Source organism: Shewanella sp. 10N.286.52.E4 (assembly GCF_041468785.1).
Classification (GTDB): Bacteria; Pseudomonadota; Gammaproteobacteria; order Enterobacterales; family Shewanellaceae; genus Shewanella; species Shewanella electrodiphila.
In genome coordinates this window covers 33,966-55,653 of sequence record NZ_JBFRJJ010000021.1, presented here as the reverse complement: position 1 = coordinate 55,653, position 21,688 = coordinate 33,966, and the positions used below count along the sequence as shown (strand labels likewise).

The window sequence follows — 21,688 nt, the reverse complement described above, 5'->3', positions numbered from 1 at the left end:
AGAATTAATGCCATTTCTAGCTCAAGTAGAACAAAGTTTATTACAAGATGGATTAACGTTAGATGGTCTTCAGGATTATCTAAACATTATTCACCAACATAATATTGATTTTTCAGACTTGTACTTTCAAGGTAGCCGCCATGAAACATGGGCCCTTGAAGATGGCATTATAAAAGAAGGCAGCTTTCATATTGAACGCGGTGTGGGCGTTCGGGCGATTACGGGTGAGAAAACCGGTTTTGCTTATGCCGATGAAATTACCCCAGCTGCATTGCAGTCTGCTGCAGAAGCTGCCAGAGGCATCGCACTCGCGGGTCAAGAGCATAAAGTACATGCCTTTAAGCGTCATACCACTCATAGTTTATATGACAGCGCCGACCCAATTGCTGCGATGGAAGAAGCGCCAAAAATTAAATTATTAAAAGAAACCGATGCTTATATTCGCAGCCTTGATAGCCGCATTATTCAAGTTGTAGTGAGTTTATCTGGCGTTCATGAAGAGATTTTAGTGGCGGCGAGTGACGGCACATTAGCTGCAGATATTCGTCCGTTAGTGCGCTTTAATTGTAGTGTCATTTTAGAAGATAATGGCAAACGTGAACGCGGCAGTGCTGGTGGCGGTGGTCGTCATGATTACAGTGTATTTATGGTAAATGATGACGCAGGATTACCTGTTTGTTTTCAGTTTGCACGTGAAGCAGTGCGCCAAGCACAAGTGAACGTGAATGCCATTGATGCGCCAGCTGGCGAAATGCCGGTTGTATTAGGGAATGGCTGGCCAGGTGTATTATTGCATGAAGCGGTAGGTCATGGTTTAGAAGGTGACTTTAACCGTAAGGGCAGCAGTGCCTTTAGCGGTAAAGTGGGCCAAAAAGTGGCGTCAGAACTGGTGACAGTGGTTGATGATGGCACCATTGCAGATCGCCGTGGTTCACTTAGTATTGATGATGAAGGTGTACCGACACAAAAAACCACTTTGATTGAGAATGGAATTTTGAAAGGTTACATGCAAGATAAGCTAAATGCGCGCTTGATGGGCGAAGCGACGACTGGCAATGGTCGTCGTGAATCTTATGCTCATTTACCTATGCCACGTATGACCAATACTTATATGGAAGCTGGCGATTCTACGCCAGAAGAGATGATTAAATCTGTTAAAAAAGGCATTTATGCACCAAACTTTGGTGGCGGCCAAGTTGATATCACTTCTGGTAAGTTTGTATTCTCAGCTTCTGAAGCCTACTTAATTGAAAACGGCGAAGTGACCGACGCGATTAAAGGCGCGACCTTAATTGGCAATGGTCCAGAAGCAATGAGTCAAATCTCGATGGTGGGTAATGACTTAGCACTTGATCAAGGTGTTGGAGTGTGCGGTAAAGATGGCCAAAGTGTTCCTGTTGGGGTCGGTCAGCCAACCTTAAAACTAGACAGCTTAACCGTAGGCGGTACAGCTTAAGTAAATTGCTAAGGTGTCTAGATGACACCTTTTTTATTTATGTGACATAGGTAAAGCATTGCTATAGTAGTGAAAAGTAAAACTAGTTATAATTCTCCATCAATAGAGTAATTACTCTACTTAAAGGATGAAGTTAATGAGGCATTTAGCTGTTTTCTGTTCGAGTATGTTTGATTCAAGTAAAAGACGAACTGCATTGCCGTCATTGCTTGCGTTATGTGCGCTTTCCCATCCTGTTGTAGCAGAACCTATTGCCTTCAATAGCGCGTGGCAGCAATTATTAACTGTCAGCGACCAACTCAAAGCCCAATCTCAAGAAGTCAGTCGTGCTGAAGCTGAAGAGCGTGCTGGCGAAGATATGAATCTGCCTTCACTGAATCTTGCAGGTAGTTATACCCGTTTAGAAAAGCCGATCGAGCTTGATTTGCGTGATCTTAACCCTCTAGCTGCCATTGATCCTTCGGGTTTACCACCGGCATTAGGTGAAGCATTAGCGGCGATCCCTGGTTCAATGTTCGTCACGCCGTTTACTGAACAAGATATTTTTCGCGCTAGCTTACAAGCGATGTGGCCGATTTATACCGGTGGTAAAATTACAGCTGCTCAAGGTATTCATGCCGCCCATGTCGAAGAGAAAAAGCATCAATACTCATTAACAACGCGAGATCTTTTCACTCAGTTAGTGGATCGCTATTTTGCCGTAGCGGTGACGCAAACCTTAGTAAATACCAATCAGCAATTAGTTGATTCACTCGCTGAACATGAATCTCATGCACAAAAACTAGAGCGTGAAGGTCAGATTGCCAAAGTTGAGCGATTGAATGCTCAGGTGGCACTAGAAAATGCCAAAGTAAATTTAGGTAGCTCAAAACGCCAACATGAAATGGCGCAAATTGCATTATCGCGAATGCTGCAGCTCACCGATGCTAATCCCACTTCTGGATTGTTCAGTTTGCCTCAATCTCCCTCGTTGCCGCGTTTAAGTCAGCTAACGTTAACTCAACATCCTGCGCTGAAACTACTTGAAGCCAAAGAAGCACAAGCGAGTGGCCTCATTCAGCTAGAGAAGGGGCGTTATCACCCGACTGTGTTTTTATACGGTAACTATACCTTGTATGAAGATGACAGCTTGTTTTCACTGATTGAACCAGACTGGATGGTAGGCGTTGGCGTCAATGTACCACTGTTTAGTCGTGATGGCCGCAGTGGCAAAGTGGAAGCAGCACAAAGCGCATTGTTACAAGCCAAGTATACAAAAGCTCAAACACAACAGGATTTAAGCTTATTGGTTGATCAAAGTTATCGCCAATTACAACAAGCCGATGAAGAAGTGAAAGCGTTAAATACATCTTTGGCGTTGGCAACAGAAAACCTGCGTTTGCGAGAGTTAGCCTTTAATCAAGGCCTATCCACCTCAATTGATCGAGTCGATGCAGAGCTTAAACTCAGCGCGGTGAAAACTCAGCAATTAGGGGCGCAATATCGTTATGTACAGGCTTACGCAAGATTAATGGCTATCAGTGGCCAATTAGATGAGTTCATTGGTCGAACCCAATTACAGGAGCAGCAACATGCGGGCTAATCGAGTTATTGCCGTTATCGCAATTATTTTTCTGCTAGGCACATTAGCTTACGGACTAAAACTAGCATTTGAGCCAAAAGAAACGGTATTACAAGGGCAAATTGAAGCGCGAGAATACAACATTTCATCTAAGGTGCCGGGACGAGTTGAGCAAGTCATGGTTCGACGTGGCGATAAAGTGGCAGTTGGGGATTTATTGTTTGCGATTAACAGCCCTGAGTTAGATGCAAAACTGATGCAAGCAGAGGGCGGACGAGATGCTGCTAAAGCCATGCAACAAGAAGCAGATAATGGCGCGCGTCAGCAACAAGTTACAGCATCTAAAGAGCAATGGTTAAAAGCGAAAGCGGCAACAGACTTAATGGCCACAACCTATCAAAGAGTGGAAAACTTGTTTGATGAAGGCGTGGTCGCCAGACAAAAGCGAGATGAAGCATTCACCCAATGGAAAGCGGCGCAATATACTGAGCAAGCTGCATTAGCTATGTATCAAATGGCCGACGAAGGTGCTCGAGTTGAAACGAAAGCTGCAGCTGCGGGTAATGCACGTATGGCAGAGGGCGCTGTTAAAGAAGTCAGTGCTATTTTAGCTGATAGCCAAATGCGCTCACCTAAGGTGGCTGAGGTCAGTGAAGTGTTATTGCAAGCGGGTGAGTTAGCACCAAGCGGCTTTCCTGTTGTTAGCCTGATTGATATTTCTGATGCGTGGGCGGTAATGCAACTGCGTGAAGACCAATTAGCTGATTTTAAGCAAGGTCAAACAGTGGCATTAACGATCCCTGCGTTAAATGTGACAGAAGAATTTACCATTTCACATATTAGCGTTATGGGCAGTTTTGCCACTTGGCGCTCCACTGAAAGTGGCCACGATTTTGATATGCGCACCTTTGAGGTGGAGCTGCTTCCGAATCGTCCAATTGCTGATTTAAGAGTCGGTATGTCAGTGCTATTGAGTGTTGATTAGCATTTTTAGTTAGAGGTTAAAGTGTCGTTAGAGGTTAAGGTGCAAAAATGCGGGCTTTACTAAAACAGGAACTTAATCGTTTATGGCACTCGCCTTGGCAACTTGCCTTGGTGACTTACATTCCGCTTATCAGTATTTTGTGTTTATGGTGGCTGTTTAGTGCAGGTTTGCCAAGGCAACTTCCTGTGGCTGTGGTCGATCAGGACAATAGCCAATTAACCCGTATGTTAACTCGCAATTTAACAGCCAACTCGGTTATTAAACCTATTGCTTATGCGCAATTAGCGGATGCAGAAGCTGCAATGAAGCAAGCTGAAGTTTATGCGCTGGTTTTGTTTCCTCATCAGTTTAAAAAGTCATTGCTAACCAGTGGTAGTCCTACCGTTGATATTCGGTATAACAGCCAATTTTTATTGGTGGGTAAGCTGTTATCTAGCCAGCTTCAAATGAGTCTAGGGGCTGGATTAATGGAAGTTGCAGGCATGAATCAACTCCTTAGCGGAGTTAATCGGGCTTCTGTGGCCGTCAACTTAAGCCCTGTCACCAGTCAAACAACAGCGTTATTTAACCGTAACAACAATTATGTGGGCTTTTTAGTGCCACCGGTGTTGATTGCGCTATTACAACTGATTGCGATGATGACGTTTGTAAATGCGTTAAATAGTACGCTAATCAACAAAGGTGATAGTTATTTATTGCCTAGTGATTTCTGGCGACAAGTCGTTTGTAAGGTTCTTTTCTACACGCCGATTATGCTGCTTCATGGTTGTTTCATTCTTGCATGGTTATATGGTTATCTGAACCTACCTGTTGCGGGCTCCTTAAGCCTTTTAGTGATGGCTTTAGTGATGATGCTTCTCGCGCTTTGGACGTTAGTCATTTTGGTGTTCTTATTAATGCGTGAGCCTGCCCGCAGTGTTAGCTTTTGTACTGCATTGTTTGCGCCAGCATTTGCCTTTATGGGAGTGACATTCCCTGTTAATGATATGCCGCAATTAGCTCAGTGGTGGCGGTTGATTATGCCTTCTAGCCACTATATTGATTCTCATATAAGCGTGATTAGCTATGGGGCACAGACACCGCAAGTATTGCAGCAATTCTTATCCTATGGGTACTTTTTGATTGTGTTGGTTCTGGCCTGGGCGCTTGAGCGAATGATCAGTAGCAAGCAATTATCGAATCAACAAAGCCAAATTCAGTCACCTGATGAATCAGTTGTTGTAGGTAATAATAAAGGGGCTAGCTTATGAGTTGGCTACAATTATTACTTGCCGAGTTTAAGGCGATATTAGCTGATAAAGCGATAGTCGTTACCATGTTTGGTGGGGTGTTATTTTATTCTGTTTTATATCCCTTACCTTATCTAAATCAGGTGCCAACAGAGCAGATGGTTGTGGTGGTTGATCATGACAATTCATCGTTAAGCAGGCAATTACTCAGGCACGCCGATGCAAGCCCTAAAATTAACATTGTGGCGCAACTTGGCAGTATTCATGAAGCAGAGCAATGGATTTCAGAATCTAAAGCTCACGGTTTATTGGTGATCCCTGAAGGTTTCAGACGCAACCTATTACTCGGTAAAGGTGCCACCTTAAGTTACGGCGGTGATGCGAGCTACTTTTTGATTTACTCAGCTATTGCAGAAGGTCTCATTAGCGCCGGCATGGATGCGGGTAAGCAAATTCAAATGGTGGGTTTATTGGCTCGAGGCCAAAACCCTATCCAAGCTCAGCAAAGCTTAAATTCAGTCAATATTAATAGTGTTCCAGCATTTAATCCCAGTTTAGGCTACACACCCTATGTAGTGCCTGGGTTATTTTTACTTATTTTACATCAAACCTTGTTGATCGGTACGGGGATTTTAGGGGCAGGGCAATGGCGTAAAAAAGGTTACTGGAATAAGGTTTCCCCAGCAGCCTTAATTGGTGCTCGATTAACGGTATTTAGTCTTATCTATGTGCTGTTTTCAAGCTTTTATCTAGGCTATTGTTTCTATTGGTATGATGTCAGTGTGCAGGCGACATTAGCCCAAGTCAGTTTGTTCATGTTGCCTTTTTTATTGTCGACTGCAGCTTGTGGTATCGCCTTAAGCAGTTTGTTTGTTAAGCGTGAGCTACCGACCCAAGTGCTGCTGTTAGTTTCAATGCCAATCTTGTTTGTGTCAGGTTTTGTTTGGCCATTAGCATTAATCCCAGATGTGTTAGTGCAATTATCACAAGTTATCCCGGCAGTACCCGCCATTTTAGGAATGTTAGAATTAAATCAAATGGGGGCGGACTGGGTGACTGTGTTGCCGCAATGGCTGCAAATGTGGGTATTATTTGCTTTGTTTTTATTGCTGGCTTACATAGGTGTAAAGCGCAGACTACCGAGTGATTTGGCGTAGAACACATCCTTTCAAATCCATAAAAAAATAGACATTGGCTTAAGCGCAATGTCTATTGGTTTCTCAGTATTATTAATTAGCTTTATTAAGCTTTGCTGTCGCTGTTGATCGTCTTCCAAATTATAAAGTTCCCGTTTCAGCGTTGTTAAGTTCAGCTTCTAGGCGAAGTAAGTTTTGCTTGTAGATTGGCTCATGAGTGGCTTTAGCTGCCTTTTTAAAGTCTTCTAAGGCACCTGTATTGTCATTGGCTAATACTTTCATCACACCACGGTTATTGTAGGCGTATGCGCGCATTTGCATCGATGGTAGCTTGTCTGCATTAACAGCCATTTTTACTGCTTCAGTACAGGCTTCTTCGGCAATTTCATACTTAGACATTTTGGTGTAACCAACGCATAAATTGAGGTTACGTGTATAAGTATCGATTGCAGAGCGTTTAGCTGATTTGGTTAATGCGATGCCTTCAACAAGATCACCCGCTTGAATGGCGTCCACACCTGGCATGTTTTCAATTAACACCATTTTGTAACTTGTGGTTTCTACTGCTGCAGCAAAAACACTTCCTGAACAAGCAATTAATAGACTAGCAGCGATCATTGAGGTCAGTTTAGAATGTTTCATTTCAATACTCCTTTATAGGTAGTAGCGGTTGCTACATCGCTAATTTAGGCAAAACTGTGATAGCTGACAAACGAGAATAATTGGATCGATAAGTGAGTTTTTTTCACTTATCGATATTTAGGGCGTATTGAACTATCACAGTTGTTTTTGCAGCGAGTTGTTGTTCATTTAGATAAGGCAGAGGCTTTGTGGTGTAGCCATGCTACATAAAAGCCGATAACGCAGTAAAAATGAACAACACGACTTAGGGTTCTATAGCGGCTTATTTTGAAAATTAAATCGCGCGACAATCCAGTCAATTAACTGTTGAACGTCTACATTAGGCTGGCTGTTGCCGTGATGAATGAGGTGATAGTTATCTCGGCTGTTGAGTGTTTGGGGAAATAAAGCAACTAAGCTTTTATTATCAAACCACTTTTGACTGATAGGTAGGGGAATAAGGGCAATGCCTAAGCCTTGTTCTGTGGCTCGTGCAACGCTGAACATGCTGTCTAACTGGATTATTTGTTTGGCTTTAAAGTTATGTATTCCAGCAGCTTCAGCCCATTGCTCCCAAGAGTGGGGTCTTGCTTGGTGAACGATTAATGGTGTTTCTGATAAAGCGTCCAGTCCCTTATCTTTAATGTGGGCATATAAAATGGGGTTACAAGCAGGAACATAGTTAAGTGGAAAGAGTTGGTATGAATGTTCACTGTTATGTCGAGTGCCGGATAACACAATGGATAGATCTGTTTGGGCGGTTTGTGCAGAGCGAGTTTTTACGGTTTCTAGCTTTAAGTTGATATGTGGATACTCTGTTGACCAACCGACGAGTTGTGGCACAAACAGCTCACTGGCAAAAAATTCAGGCATCGAAATGCTCACTTCTTGCATACTTTTTTGTTGATTGAATTGGTTGACCGTTTCTGATAATTGCACCATTAATGGCGCGACTTGTTGATAGAAACGACTGCCATCATCTGTGAGGGTTATTGAGCGAGTTTGACGCTTAAATAATGAAAGTTGTAAATTTTCTTCTAATTGTTTGATTTGGTGACTCACCGCTGAAGGGGTGAGAAAAAGTCGATGGGCAGTTTCTTTAAAGCTTAGGCACTCTGCGGCTACACAAAAACAGCGCAAACCTCGAAGTGAGGTATGTAAAGGTAACATGGTGTTCTCAATTAACTAAAAAAATATATAAGCAAATGCTAAGCCAATACTGAAGCGATAAAATTCAATGGTTTAGTATGTTAGTGAATGGTAATTCGCTTTATGATTGAGCGTCTGCACTTTTCTGGTGCGCGTGTGGTCGCTGAATTCAGTCAATAAAAAAGCCTGCATGAGCAGGCTTTTGTACAATATTTCAACTTTTAATTTGAACGATTTGACGACTAACTTAGCCGTTTATGAATAAACTTATTCAACTGTCACACTGAAAAATACTTCAGTTTTTAATCCCGCAGGTGTGGTTGTGGTTAAGGTTATCGTGTCTTGGCCAACTTCATCAGATGCGGTATAGGTAAATCGAGTCGCCACTTCATTACATTCAAGGCTTGCATCGGTAAAGCTGTAGCAGGTTTTATTTGGTACGGTATAACCATTGAAGTCGATTGCGCCATTGGTTGCTGTAACGGTTAGTGTCGTTCCTGCTGGCAAGACTTGCTTGGCACTATCATATAATTCAACAAAAATAGTGCTCATGGCTTCTGGTGCTAAAGTTAAATCGCTGATCGGATTACTATCAACATCAGTGGTGATGATTGTAGCGCCCGAGCCTGACATGGTTAATACCGTTGCGGCGCGAATGTAAGTTTTGTTTGCTTGGTCTTCGCCACATAAACTACCTTCACATTGTGGGCCATTGAACATGCCATCACCACTAAATGGGTTCACACAGTCAATGACATCGCAATGGGCGTTGTAAGTATCACCTGTAGTATTGAAATAAGGTTCACCATCACGGCGAAACCCGGATTCATCATCATCTCTGAAGGCATCACCTAAGTCACTGAAACCACCTTGATGGTAGGTTTCTCGGTCCATACCATTACCTGTACAGGCAATGGCATTTCCTACTCCATCTAAACAAGCATCTGTGATTACGCCGCCATCAGCATCATCAAAAATGTTATTACCATTGGTATCAAAGAAGGTTTCATGACCCAGCGCATAGGCTAATACAGTTACACGGTGATCGGTTGGGCGCGGGTCAGTTGATGTCCATATGACAGAGCAACTACCATTAACTGTTGAACAAGAAGGCTGTATTTGTCCACCTTCAGCAGTAAAGTTCACAGTGGTGTCGTCAGGAGCTGGGTTGCCGAAACTGTCAGAAGCAAACACGGTCATTGTGACCTCTTCACCATTGTTGTTGCCCGCTTCTGGGTTAAATAACGAAGGAGAGATACTAAATCCAAGCTGTTGAGGCAGACCTGTGTTAACAGTGAGTTGTTCAGACTGAGTGGTTATGGTATCGCCTGAATCTGTGGCTGATGCTAAAACACGCACAGGCGTCGGAATAGTACCCGATTGAACCGTTACAGAGACTAAACCATCAGAATTACTGGTTGCTTGGCTAGTGGTATTGCCATTTGAGAAGCTTAAGCCGCCAACAATAGTATCTAAACTAAAGTCTACATCTTGCAGTGCTATAGGTTGGCCATTAGCACTGCTAATTAAAAACGTCACTAATGAAGTCTCGGTAGAGCCAGTCCCGCCAGCACCTTTAATGCGGATTTGAGTCGGGTCTGCAGAAACAAAACTAAGACTTCCGAGTGTTTGACGCTCTAATGAAAAATCAAAATTTGCACTGAAGGATTCACTGCCAATCAGTGCTGTTGCAACAATTTGCTCACTTCGGACACTATTACCACTACAGCTTAAGTCTTGATAAGTTGAGCTTGCTGTACCTGTAGATGTAACCACTGGAGAGTCGATAGCTGCATCAGTATTGGTTACACAATCAGAGGTGAATGATACGCTTACTGGGCTCTGTAATGGCTCGAATGTCCCGTCAGCTGCTTCGACAATAACATCAGCATAAACCCCAAAACTCGCACCTGCACCAATAATAAAATTACCGTCAGCATCGGCAGTTAAGGTTGAGCCTAATTTACCTTCAATAAACACATCTGCGTCAGGGTCTGAGTTATCAATAAAACCAAACTTTAAAGTGCCCTCAGGGATCACTTCATCACCCGCTAATACTTCATAATCACTGGTACCAGATATTGTTTCATCGTTAAACTCAGTGCTGGTGACTAAGGTATAGGCGCCTAATTCACTACTTGAAGCGGTATAACTAATACTCGCAATGCCTTCAGCTGTAGTGAGTGCGCTATCAGGTGATAAACTGGCATTACCTGCTTGGAAGCTAACCAGTTGATTTGCGATAGGTTGGTTAGCACCATCCATTACACTGGCTGTCAGCAGTACAGCTTGATCAATTTTAAAGCGGGTGACTGTTTGACCTGCTTGAGTGATACTTGCTGTAACTGAAATGGTATCCGGTGTAGGCACGGTATTGGTATCTTCAAACTGATAATTTTTACTTGCGCTGACACTATCGGCATCATCAGGATTGAACGATACCATCAAAGTGCCCGCACCAACGGCATTGCTCGTAGAGCTAATAAATACACTCGCGAGGCCATCACTGTCAGTTAACTTACTCTCAGCACTGGCTTCACCAAAGTCAGGGGTAAAATTGACAATGGCACCACTGACGTTGCTATTGGAAAGTTTAAGCTGAGCTACCGCACAAAAGCTTTCGTTGATATCAAATGTCAGTGAGTCGGTATCGGCATCACATTGTCCATTAACAACTGTTTGGTAGCTAACACTAATGCTATAACTTCCATCTTCTCCACCACCATTGTCGTTGTCATCAGACGGGCCATTACAGCCAGCAAGTAACCCGAGTAATCCAAGTGAAGCAATTGATAAAGGCAGTGCATGTATTATTTTTTTTAGTAGCATCAGCAACATCCTTGTAAGTAAATTTTATTCAGCTAAACCGGCGCGTAAGTATTTGAATAATTCTTTATGAGACTTTGATTCAGGGCCTTTGGCTAACTCTTTAATTGATTGGCGAATAAGTTGGCGCAGCTTTTGACGATCAAATGCTTCATGTTGAGCAAGTAATGTTTCAACTTCTTCGTTTGGATTTTCAAGTAAACGGGCACGAAGTTTTTCAATAATCTGCACTTGAGCAGTTTCATTATTGTTTTTATTCAACACATTATCTAGTGCTGTAATGATGGGTTCGTGCTCAAAACCGCGCATTAATTTACCGATGTACTGAAGATGACGTCGGTATGCCTCAGTTTTCTGTTTAATGCTTTTAGTTTTTAAGACAGCATCATACAAAAATTCATCTAAACCAATTTTGTCTAGTTGCGATTTGCTTAAAGCAATAAGGCGCATGCCTAGCTCTTGTGCATCTTCGCTTTCTTTCTTGAATTCTGTTCTGCTGACGTAATCATCGTCATTGTCATATGGCTGGTGGAAGTGATCTGAATCGCCGACAATTTTCATAGTAAATAACCTCTAATAAATATCATCGAATAATAACACTTCAGAGGCTATCGCGGCCACTGAATATACGTTAAGAAGACGATTTACTTTAAAACACATTTGCACTCATTAAGTGATAATTCAACACGATAACTAAAGGTTAGTTTATTTAACCCTATTTGTGGGGCTAAATCCTTGTTTTGTTGGTTATCAATACAGTTTTGAATTTGATATGCTAGGCGCAACAATGGAAACTGAAGAGTAAGTTTGTGTCTACCAATAATATTGATACTGAATTATCGGCGTTAAAAGATGCCGTTGCTGTAGCATTAGAATATGCAAAAAAATTAGGCACGAGTGCTGCTGAAGTTGCCATTAGCAAACAACAAGGACTGTCGGTTTCAACGCGAGAGAAAGAAGTTGAAACCGTTGAGTTTAATAAAGACGGTGCTTTAGGTATTACAGTCTACCGAGATGGTTGTAAAGGCAGCTCATCAACATCAGATTTAAGTCCAGATGCGATTGCTATAGCGGTAAAAGCAGCGAATGACATCGCAAAATATACCTCATCAGATCCATTTAGCGGCTTAGCGGATAAAGATCTAATGGCGCAAACCATTCGCGATCTAGATTTATATCATCCACAAGATATCAGTCCTGACGAGCTGGCTCAGCTAGCCATTCGCGCTGAGGAAGCCAGTTTGTCGGTTGATGAGCGAGTGCAACATTCAGACGGAGCAACGGCTAATGCACATACCGCTGCTAAAGTGTACGGTAATAGCCATGGCTTCTTAAATGGCTATTGCAGCTCGCGTTATAGTTTAAGTTGTGTGGTGATTGGTGAAGAAGCTGATGGCAATATGCAACGCGATTATGATTACACTATTGCCCGTAAATATAACGAATTAATGACGCCAGAGTCAGTGGGATTATTAGCCGCAAATAAGACGGTAAACCGTCTTAACGCACGTAAAATCCCAACATCGAACTTACCTGTTTTGTTTTCACCTGAAATCGCGACAGGCCTGATTGGTCACTTGATTGGTGCGATTAGCGGCAGTAGCTTGTACCGTAAATCAAGCTTCTTACAAGATTCTATCAATACTCAACTGTTTCCTGATTGGTTTAGTATTGAAGAAAACCCGCATATGGTTGGCGCACTTGCAAGTGCAAACTATGACAGTGAAGGTGTGGCAACTCAGCAACGTCAAATCATTGATCGTGGCCAATTAGAAACATATCTATTGACCAGTTATTCTGCACGTAAGTTATCTCTACCTAATACTGGCCATGCTGGTGGTATTTACAACTGGACTTTAAGTCACTCTGGGCAAACCTTTGATGAACTTATTAAACAGATGGGTACAGGGTTAATTGTCACTGAGGTGATGGGTCAAGGCGTGAACATGGTGACCGGGGATTACTCTCGAGGTGCAGCAGGCTTTTATGTCGAGAACGGTGAAATCCAATACCCAGTGGAAGAGATTACTATCGCTGGTAATTTAAAAGACATGTTTATGGGCGTGCAAGCGGTTGCTAAGGATCAAGATTTACGTTCTTCAATCCGTACCGGCGGTATCTTACTGAGTGAGATGAAAATCGCAGGTAGCTAATCTGCTTAAGCAAAAACATAAACCTTATTAAGCACTGCTCCAGCAGTGCTTTTTTGTATCTCACTTTCAGATATTTAACCCCTTTACGCTGGCTTTCTTATCTTTACACTTCTTTACGGTCAATTACATCCACGCTTTGTCCTATCTCTTGAGAATGTAATTAAACAGTTAACGGAGTAGATATGTTTAACAGAAATGTGTGCAGTTTGATGATGGTTTGCTTGGGAAGTGTGTCATTGATGGGGTGCGACTCTATTGATGGTGATAGTGATGATGACTCAGATTCCGTTGCGTATGTGCAATATTATAATGCCTCAGCGAACAGTACTGCCACGTCGCTAGTGTTAGATGATTATGAATACAGTTATATTGAATTTGGAGATTCCATGCCGCGATATGGCTACGATACAGGTAGCGTGGCAATGGAAATATATGGTCAAGATGAAAATGAAGACACGGTCACGATTTATAGTGAGGATATGAGCTTCAGTAATGAAGATAATCATTTATTTGTTTTATATGGAGACTATCAATCGCCAGAATTATTAGACATTAGCTACGAACGTAGCGATATGGATGATATGAATGATGATGATGATGACGATGAAGATTACAGTAAAATGCAGGTCTTGGTAGCCAATGTTACGTCTGAAGATATGGCCTATGACGCTTATATTTCGCTAGACAGCGATGAATATCAAGATGCGACAATGTTAGGCAGTATCGGATACCGTGGTTACACTACTGAGCTGATGTTAGATACCGATGAATATATTATCTATTTAACTGATCAGGGGACTGATAACGTGGTTTACACCACAGAAAGTATGAGCTTAACCACTGAGACTGTTTATAAATTTGTGCTGCGTAACAGTTTTGGCTCGGGTGATTTAAAGGTCACGCTAGACAGTGTGGACTCAACATCGACGCCAGTTACTTATACTAATATTGATTCTACCGCTGACTTCAGGGTATTTAATGGCCTTGAAGACATCACGCTAAATGTCGATGTGGTGAGTAAGCTAGAGTCGCATTATCTGCATGATATTACGCCATTCACTGTTAGCGACTTCCAGCAAACGGGTTTTAATGACTATGGCGTAACAGTGACTAATACCGATACCAGTGAAGTTATCTTGGATAACGTGTTAGTGACCTTTAACCAAGATGATATCCGCACCTTACTGTTGTACCAAGAAGATGACAGTATCAAAGGTATGGTGATCGAACATGACATGCGCCCAAGAGCTTATGAATACAATGTTGATGTGGCGAACTTATCAGAAGATTATGATGACTTAACTGTGTATTTTGTTAATAGCACGGAAACCATTGAATCAGCTGAATACACGATTGAGGATATTGATTTTACTGAACAAGAAAGCCTTGTTATGCCTCAAGATGACTATGAAATCAATGTGGTGTATGAATCTGATAATGGCACCCAAACCTTACTATATCAGTCAGACCTTATCACGTTTGATGGTGATACTAACTATAGCTTTGTATTAACCAAAGACAGCGAAAGTCAGTTTGGCTACACCTTACATCAGCTATAAAACTCTTATGTTTATTCAGTAAAATGTAAAACATAAGACCCCATAAATACAAATGCCGATATGTTGAATATCGGCATTTTCATTTCTAGTGATCTGTAAAGAGGGCTTATTTACATAAAGCGCCCTTTAAGCTGTTTGGTAGTTACTTAAAATTCTGCCCAAATTAGCTGATGCGGCAGATAGTTCAACGACACCATTTGAAGACTGGCTTGCAAGATCGCGGATGGTGTTTGATTTAACACGAATTTCCGTTAACTCTTTAGCAATATCATTAGCCACTGCGCTTTGCTCTTCAGACGATGTTGAAATATGGAAGCTCATATCCATAATCGAACGCGATGACTCAGCAATGGCGTTCACATCAGTCCCAATATTAGTGATTAAGTCGCTACTGCTTTGCGCTTGCTTAACGGTATCTTGAGTAATGCTATCAATATTTTGCGTTTCAGATTGCAGCTGCTCAATCATAGATTGGATTTCAACAGTTGCTGATTGTGTGCGACTTGCAAGGGTACGCACCTCATCGGCAACGACAGCAAAACCGCGACCCATTTCGCCGGCGCGAGCGGCTTCAATTGCCGCATTTAATGCCAGTAAATTCGTTTGCTCAGAAATGGCATTAATTGTGGTGATCACCTCATTAATTTTAGTGGCATTCTCTTTCAGGCTACCAACAGAATCTGAGGTTTTTTCAATGTAAGTCGATAACTGCTGAATCTCTTCAATCGCACGTTTCACCCGAGTATAACTCTGCTTAGTGTATTCAGAATCTTGCTCAACTTGCTGAGTGGTATTTTTAGCAATATTTGATACTTCAAGTGATGACGCGGTCATTTCTTCCATTGCAGTTGCAACTGAATCTAATGAAATGTATTGCTGATCGATTTGGTCTGCACTTTGCTGGGTTTCATCTGCAAAGGAGCTTGATGTTGTATGTAGAGTGTCAGCACTTTTCTTAACCGTAACAACCAATTCAGTTAATGTATCCATTGCTTGGTCTAGTGCGCAGCCAATAGTACCAAATTCATCGCGACCAGGATGGAAACCTAAGCGCGAAGTTAAATCGCCTTTGCCAATTTTAGCTGTGGTATCCCATAGTACCCACAACGCCCCCCCAATGAAGGTCGCATTCCAATAAATCACCAATGCAAATGGCAACACCCACAAGAATGACAGTAACAAGCTATAAAATGCATCTTGTTTAGCATCATTTTCAAGTTGATAAACTGATTGGTTTAATGAGTAATACTGGCCATTAGCTTGGACAACAGCAGTGATATTATTGTCGTTACGCTGGTTTTGTTGATTATAATCAGACACAGATAAACCTGCACTACTTGCTTGGTCTAACTGGTTTGTGGCTTCAAGCGCATTAACGGTCGCGGTGACTTTTTCTGTCAGCACAGTCATAGAGTGTTGTTCTATTTGGTTAATGCTATTGAAATAACTGTTAACCGACACACTGCCGATAATCAGTAAAAAGAGTGCAAAAATAGCCCAGAACTTATCGTTAATAGACATTTTGATAAAAAGCTTATCAATATTACGAAATTCAACTTGCTTCATAGTGCCGACACTTAAATGATGGAAATTAACCAAATTCTAGAGCAGCTTGATCGGTTTGGATACGATTTTTTGACAAAATATATTCTTTTTTATTCGATTTGTTACATGTGGTTGCTGTAAACAACATAACTAAAAGTTGTTTCATTGTACCTCTTTGTAAACAAGGTCTTTTTTTAGATTTTTTATCATTATTAATTCATCACCTTAAACAAAAACCGTCTAAAAGCATTTTCAAATGCATGGATTAAATCTGGTGTTTGTTGCTCTGACAAAATATGCAGCATTCCAGCATACGAAACAGCTTGATGTGCATAGCAAATACTTTCAGCAAGCTGCCATGCTCGTTTTAATTCATCTTTGGAGCCATATTTTGACCATTGATTTAAGTAAGCATCAATAATTTGTTGCTTCCCCTCACTGTCATCCATTCTAAATAAGTAAGTGCCATCGATAAAAGGGTGACTAATGCAGCCGTCGCTCCAATCAAAGAAGGTAAAGTGTTCTTTTACGCCATTACGTGGAGCAATATTTTCGATGTGTAAATCACTATGAACCAAGCTAGAAGGCAACTGATAAGCGGCTAATGCTGTGACAGATTGTTTGAGCTTATTGAGTACTTGGCTTAGGCGTTCAGTAGATAGGTCAATATCTTGGGGGAAGCGAGAAATAATGGCCTTATCATTAAAAATGCGCTGCAGCTGTGTTGGTAATTGGGTAATGTCACGACGAATACAGCCAGCCGCTTCTAACTCTTCAATGTGGTCAACAGAAGCCAATTGTAGATTGGCGAACTCAGTAAAAGGTTTAACCCAGTCACAAAGCGGCACGGTATCGACAAATGCCTCACCAAAACTTTCGGTTAACATCCATTGCAGATGGGCGTCGAATGCGATGACTTTAGCGCTATATTGTGGAAACAGTTCAAATAACTTTGAACATAGACTAGCCTCATTTGAAAACAAAGGTAAGAAAGCCGTGGCCTTAAAGAAAGTATCACCTGAGCCAGTTGATTGCTTGAGTACATGACCCAAAGCCCACGTTTTAACAACTTGTAATTCATCGATTAAACGAATGTTTTGTTTGCTTAACTCAGCTTCAGTCCAGCGCTGAGCGGTTTGCGGCCAATTGGCTTGTTGCCAGGATTGTAGTGTCTTGCTCATAAAGGGTTTCCTAGGCAGTCATTAATTCAGCTGATACTGTAAAATAAAATGTGAATGTACGTTTGCTTACGATTATTGTTAATTTTATTAAGTCTTTAAAATTAGTTGGTTATAGGTAATTGTTGTGTTGAAGTTGCCCATAGGATAACACTTTGATTGCACTGTGAGACATTTGGACATTTAATAGACGCACACAAATACCCTAGATTAATAAAAAAGAGAACCGGTATGAAGGCTATTACCCTCGCAGCGACGCTGCTTTGTTTTTCCCCCCTATTGGCGACAACCTCAGTTTTAGCGGAAGACGACACTAACAACACTCGCTCATCATCTATGGCTGAGCACAGTCGTAAAATCGCTGTTGATGAAACCGTGGTGACAGAACATAAAACGAAAGTGAATGGTAATAGTTTTTCCTATACCGCCACGGTAGGTACCCAACCAGTATGGAATGAAAATGGCGATGCGGTGGCAACCCTTAACTACACCTATTACCAGCGTGAAAATGTGCGTAACACAGCGAAACGCCCTTTATTGATTTCATTTAATGGTGGACCAGGTTCTGCATCGGTATGGATGGATATTGGTTACACAGGCCCGCGTGCGATTAATGTTGATGAAGAAGGTTATCCGTTGCAACCATACGGGGTAAAAGCGAACCCTCATTCAATTCTTGATATTGCTGACATCGTTTACGTAAACCCTGTTAACACTGGTTACTCAAGAGTACTGGCCAATAAAGATGGCGAGATGCCAAGCAAAGATGAACAACAAAAAATGTTTTTTGGTGTGAATGCTGACATTAAGTATTTGGCTGAATGGCTAAATACGTTTGTGAGTCGCAATGAACGTTGGCGCTCGCCTAAATACCTTATTGGCGAAAGCTACGGTACAACTCGTGTCTCTGGTTTGGCATTAGAGTTACAAGACCGTCAATGGATGTATCTTAACGGTGTGGTATTAGTGTCACCGACAGACATAGGTATTGAGCGTAAAGGGCCTGTTAAATCGGCTAATCGCCTACCGTATTTTGCGGCGGCGGCTTGGTATCACAAGGCCTTGTCTGCAGAATTACAAAATGCTGATTTAACCGAGTTTTTACCAGAAGTTGAAGCGTTTACGATTAATGAATATATTCCTGCATTAGCCATGGGTGGCTTTATCGCGCCTGATCACAAGCAGAAAATAGCTGAAAAAGTGGCTTATTTTTCAGGCTTGAGTGTGGATGAAGTACTTAAATCTAACCTTGATGTATCGACACGCTTTTTTTGGAAGGCGTTACTTCGAGAGCGTGGCCAAACGGTAGGTCGTTTAGATTCGCGTTACCTGGGTATTGATAAGCAGGATGTGGGTGACAGCCCTGATTACAATGCGGAGTTAACCTCATGGTTGCACTCGTTTACCCCAGCGATTAATGCTTACATGCGTGAAGAGTTAAATTATAAAACGGATATCAAGTATTACATGTTAGGTAATGTACACCCTTGGGATCGTACCAATAATAAAACAGGCGAAAACTTACGTCAGGCAATGGCGCAAAATCCATACTTAAATGTGATGGTGCAAGCTGGTTATTATGATGGTGCGACCAATTATTTTGATGCTAAATACAGCATGTGGCAACTTGACCCAAGCAGTAAAATGAAAGACCGTTTAAGTTTTAAAGGCTACCGTAGCGGTCATATGATGTACTTGCGTTCAGAAGACTTAAAGCAATCTAATCAAGATTTACGTGAGTTTATTGAAGCGACTATGCCAAAAGAAAATGAGGCTGCAAAATATTAACTGCTTATGCTTGCTAACAGATTGTCGAACTTATTGAGCAATTAGCAATTAGCGATGAGAAATTAAGTAATTAAGTGATAATAAAAAAGGAGCTTCGGCTCCTTTTTTATCTATCAAATCAACCTGTTTAGTAATATTGTTCAATGTATTAGCGACCTAGTTCTTCAGCTAGTGCTTGATCTAGTCCTTGTTGAATATATTGCATCAATAAGCATAAAAAATAATAAATTGGAATGTAAAATGAGAGTGAGCATATTATCTGCGGTGTCGTTGCCTATCATTCTGGCTATGCCAATGTTGGCACAAGCTAAATCGGTTATCACTAAAGCGGCTATCACTAAAACGCCAATGGCGAGTGAGGTTTTGTGTGACGTTGAAAACATCACCCCGATTTATCAGATCCAAGGCACAGGCTCTACTAGTCCATTTGTTACTGCGCAAAGCAATGAATCCGTTAAGGAAATCACCACCACAGGTGTGGTCACAGCTAGAGCGGAAAGATTATATAAAGGCTTCTTTATTCAAGATCCACTAGGTGATGGTTCACCTTTGACATCTGACGGTATTTTTGTCCATTGGGGCGCTTCTGCGCCAGCTGAAATCGTCCCAGGAATGGAAATCTGCGTAACAGGTAAAGTACAAGAATACTCAGGTTTTACCCAAATCAATCTTGAGCCCCAGCAAAAATATAAACTCGGTAATCAAGTTGGTGAGATAGCGGCTACTCCATTGCAGGTAAAAGAGGGTCAAAGCTTAGCTCCAGCCCTTGAACGATTTGAAGGCATGAAACTGGTGTTAACCGCTAAAAGTGACATGACAGTCACACGTTCATTCAGTCTTGATTATGACTCTTATCGCAACAATATGGTGCTATCCCATCAAGCGCCATTAATGAAAGCCACTCAGGTTTATGCGCCTTTATCTGCTGAGGCGATAGCATTAAATAAAGCCAACATCAGTAATCAGCTGGTGGTTGAATCAGACTATAAAGCTGACCATGGCAAGGTACCGTACTTTCCAAGTTTTAATGCCGAGAATGGTTATATTCGCATCGGGGATACATTGATCAATTTTGAAGGGGTCATCGGTTATAGCTACGACAAATATCGCTTTATGCCAATCAACGAAATCAGTGCCAGCGATTTTATTCGCAATCAGGATCGCAGCGCGGCGCCAGCGATAGCGAATCAAGGTGATTTACGTGTAGCCAGTTTTAACGTGCTGAACTTCTTTAACAGTCCATTCGGCGGTGATGCTAATCCATTAGGTCACAATCGCGGCGCCAAGATAGAGTCAGAAATGCTGCTGCAACGAACAAAAATCATTAATGCGATGGCGGCAATGAATGCTGACATTATTGGCTTAATGGAAGTTGAAAATAATGGTTTTGGTGAATTAAGTGCAATTCAAAACTTAGTCACTGCGCTAAATGACAAACAGCCTACTGAGCTTGCTTATCAATTTGTCGAAGTGACTGACAACAATGGTTTGGTTGGCAGTGATGCGATTGCTGTCGGCATATTATATCGACCTGCTGTGGTCACTTTAGATGGCCTAGCAAAGGTTATCGCGACGCCTGAACAACACGTGAAAGAGGGCGTTGTTTCACGTATTAAAGATGGCGTAAAAGAGTTGAATCCAGCTTATAAAAAATATCAACGTCACAGTTTGATGCAAGGTTTCAAGGTTAATGATCAAAAACTGACTATTGTAGTTAACCATTTTAAATCTAAAGGCTCAGGCTGTTTAGAAGATTGGTTAAGCTTTAATGAAGATTCAGAACCTGAGGATTTACAGGGAAAGTGTAATGCGTTTCGTGTTTCCGCCGCCAAGGTGATTGCTGAGTCGATAACAGACTTAGACGGAGATGTGCTGGTTATCGGTGATTTGAATGCCTATGGCAAAGAAGATCCATTAGTCGTGTTAACTGACTATGATGCCAGCCTGACTAAACATGTGATAAAAACCGCCTCAAACACCAGTTTAAATGGCGTTGACTATGATGTACAAGGGCGCGTGATTGATAAGGGTTATGGGTTAATCAACTTAAACACCCAAGCACATGGGCCTGCTACATACTCGTACAGTTATCGTGGTGAATTGGGCAACTTAGACCACGCCTTAGGTAATTTAAGCTTAGCAGCGCGGTTAGTGGCGATTGAAGATTGGCATATTAATGCCGTTGAATCGAGCTTATTTGAATATAGCAGTAAATATACTGGAGAGCTGGCTAAGTCTGACAATGTTTACTCTTCATCTGATCACGATCCTGTGCTCATCGCTCTGTCATACCCTGAGGTGCAAGCATCTAATGTGGCAGTGATTAAAGATAAGGCTGCTGGCGCGAGTTTAAGCTTTTTAGGTTTATTATTGTTATCCGCATTAGGGTTTGGCCGTAAGAGCAGACGGCTCACTGTTTAATGAACATGATAGCTTAACAACAGGCGTGACTTGTATTTGATTTTATTGCTTGGTTTTATTGGATAGATAGATAGATAGATA

General features: G+C 41.8%; 15 protein-coding genes. 9 read left to right on the top strand and 6 right to left on the bottom strand.

Annotated features, from left to right (window positions below; genetic code table 11):
- Nucleotides 1–7: 7 nt before the first annotated feature.
- The 5 genes from tldD (at nt 8) to AB4153_RS11390 (ending at nt 6,388) form a co-directional block, all read left to right on the top strand.
- A complete protein-coding gene (gene tldD, locus AB4153_RS11410) occupies nt 8–1,456 on the top strand; it encodes a metalloprotease TldD (RefSeq protein ID WP_229369780.1) in 1,449 nt (482 codons plus the stop codon).
- 136 nt (nt 1,457–1,592) lie between these two features.
- Nucleotides 1,593–3,038, top strand: coding sequence for a TolC family protein (locus tag AB4153_RS11405; protein WP_371997475.1), 1,446 nt, complete (start codon nt 1,593–1,595; stop codon nt 3,036–3,038).
- A complete protein-coding gene (locus AB4153_RS11400; protein ID WP_371997474.1) occupies nt 3,028–4,002 on the top strand; it encodes an HlyD family secretion protein in 975 nt (324 codons plus the stop codon). Before AB4153_RS11405 ends, AB4153_RS11400 begins: the two co-directional genes overlap by 11 nt.
- Nucleotides 4,003–4,049: 47 nt before the next feature.
- Nucleotides 4,050–5,252 (top strand): ABC transporter permease, encoded by a 1,203-nt coding sequence (locus AB4153_RS11395; RefSeq protein WP_371997473.1) that lies wholly within the window; start codon nt 4,050–4,052, stop codon nt 5,250–5,252.
- Nucleotides 5,249–6,388, top strand: coding sequence for an ABC transporter permease (locus AB4153_RS11390; protein WP_371997470.1), 1,140 nt, complete (start codon nt 5,249–5,251; stop codon nt 6,386–6,388). The genes AB4153_RS11395 and AB4153_RS11390 overlap by 4 nt, the downstream gene beginning before the upstream one ends.
- Before the next feature lie 120 nt (nt 6,389–6,508).
- On the opposite strand, the gene AB4153_RS11385 is transcribed toward AB4153_RS11390, so the two are convergent.
- From AB4153_RS11385 to yjgA, 4 genes are all read right to left on the bottom strand, one after another.
- Entirely contained in the window at nt 6,509–7,009 is a 501-nt protein-coding gene (locus AB4153_RS11385; protein ID WP_102527458.1) for a hypothetical protein, read from the bottom strand.
- Nucleotides 7,010–7,261: 252 nt separating this feature from the next.
- Nucleotides 7,262–8,158 carry a LysR substrate-binding domain-containing protein gene (locus AB4153_RS11380; RefSeq protein ID WP_303513681.1) on the bottom strand — a complete coding sequence of 299 codons (897 nt, stop codon included), beginning with the start codon at nt 8,156–8,158 and terminating at the stop codon, nt 7,262–7,264.
- 246 nt (nt 8,159–8,404) lie between these two features.
- Nucleotides 8,405–10,966 carry an Ig-like domain-containing protein gene (locus AB4153_RS11375; RefSeq protein WP_371997468.1) on the bottom strand — a complete coding sequence of 854 codons (2,562 nt, stop codon included), beginning with the start codon at nt 10,964–10,966 and terminating at the stop codon, nt 8,405–8,407.
- Between the two features lie 24 nt (nt 10,967–10,990).
- Complete coding sequence (gene yjgA / locus AB4153_RS11370; protein WP_303513688.1) at nt 10,991–11,524, bottom strand: ribosome biogenesis factor YjgA; 534 nt, start codon at nt 11,522–11,524, stop codon at nt 10,991–10,993.
- Nucleotides 11,525–11,772: 248 nt separating this feature from the next.
- Between yjgA and pmbA the strand changes: the two genes are divergently transcribed.
- The gene (pmbA, locus tag AB4153_RS11365) at nt 11,773–13,116 is read left to right on the top strand and encodes a metalloprotease PmbA (RefSeq protein ID WP_303513691.1); all 1,344 of its coding nucleotides are present in this window, start codon (nt 11,773–11,775) and stop codon (nt 13,114–13,116) included.
- Between the two features lie 182 nt (nt 13,117–13,298).
- A complete protein-coding gene (locus tag AB4153_RS11360) occupies nt 13,299–14,675 on the top strand; it encodes a hypothetical protein (RefSeq protein WP_371997467.1) in 1,377 nt (458 codons plus the stop codon).
- A 126-nt stretch (nt 14,676–14,801) separates the two neighbouring features.
- Here AB4153_RS11360 and AB4153_RS11355 read toward each other — a convergent pair whose 3' ends face one another.
- Together AB4153_RS11355 and AB4153_RS11350 are read right to left on the bottom strand one after the other, a co-directional pair.
- Nucleotides 14,802–16,241, bottom strand: a complete 1,440-nt coding sequence (locus AB4153_RS11355; RefSeq protein ID WP_102527464.1) for a methyl-accepting chemotaxis protein — start codon at nt 16,239–16,241, stop codon at nt 14,802–14,804.
- A 191-nt stretch (nt 16,242–16,432) separates the two neighbouring features.
- Nucleotides 16,433–17,401, bottom strand: coding sequence for a phosphotransferase (locus AB4153_RS11350; protein ID WP_102527465.1), 969 nt, complete (start codon nt 17,399–17,401; stop codon nt 16,433–16,435).
- Nucleotides 17,402–17,734: 333 nt separating this feature from the next.
- Between AB4153_RS11350 and AB4153_RS11345 the strand changes: the two genes are divergently transcribed.
- Nucleotides 17,735–19,186 carry a S10 family peptidase gene (locus AB4153_RS11345; protein WP_371997525.1) on the top strand — a complete coding sequence of 484 codons (1,452 nt, stop codon included), beginning with the start codon at nt 17,735–17,737 and terminating at the stop codon, nt 19,184–19,186.
- A 240-nt stretch (nt 19,187–19,426) separates the two neighbouring features.
- Nucleotides 19,427–21,607, top strand: a complete 2,181-nt coding sequence (locus tag AB4153_RS11340) for an ExeM/NucH family extracellular endonuclease (RefSeq protein ID WP_371997465.1) — start codon at nt 19,427–19,429, stop codon at nt 21,605–21,607.
- Nucleotides 21,608–21,688 lie beyond the last annotated feature (81 nt).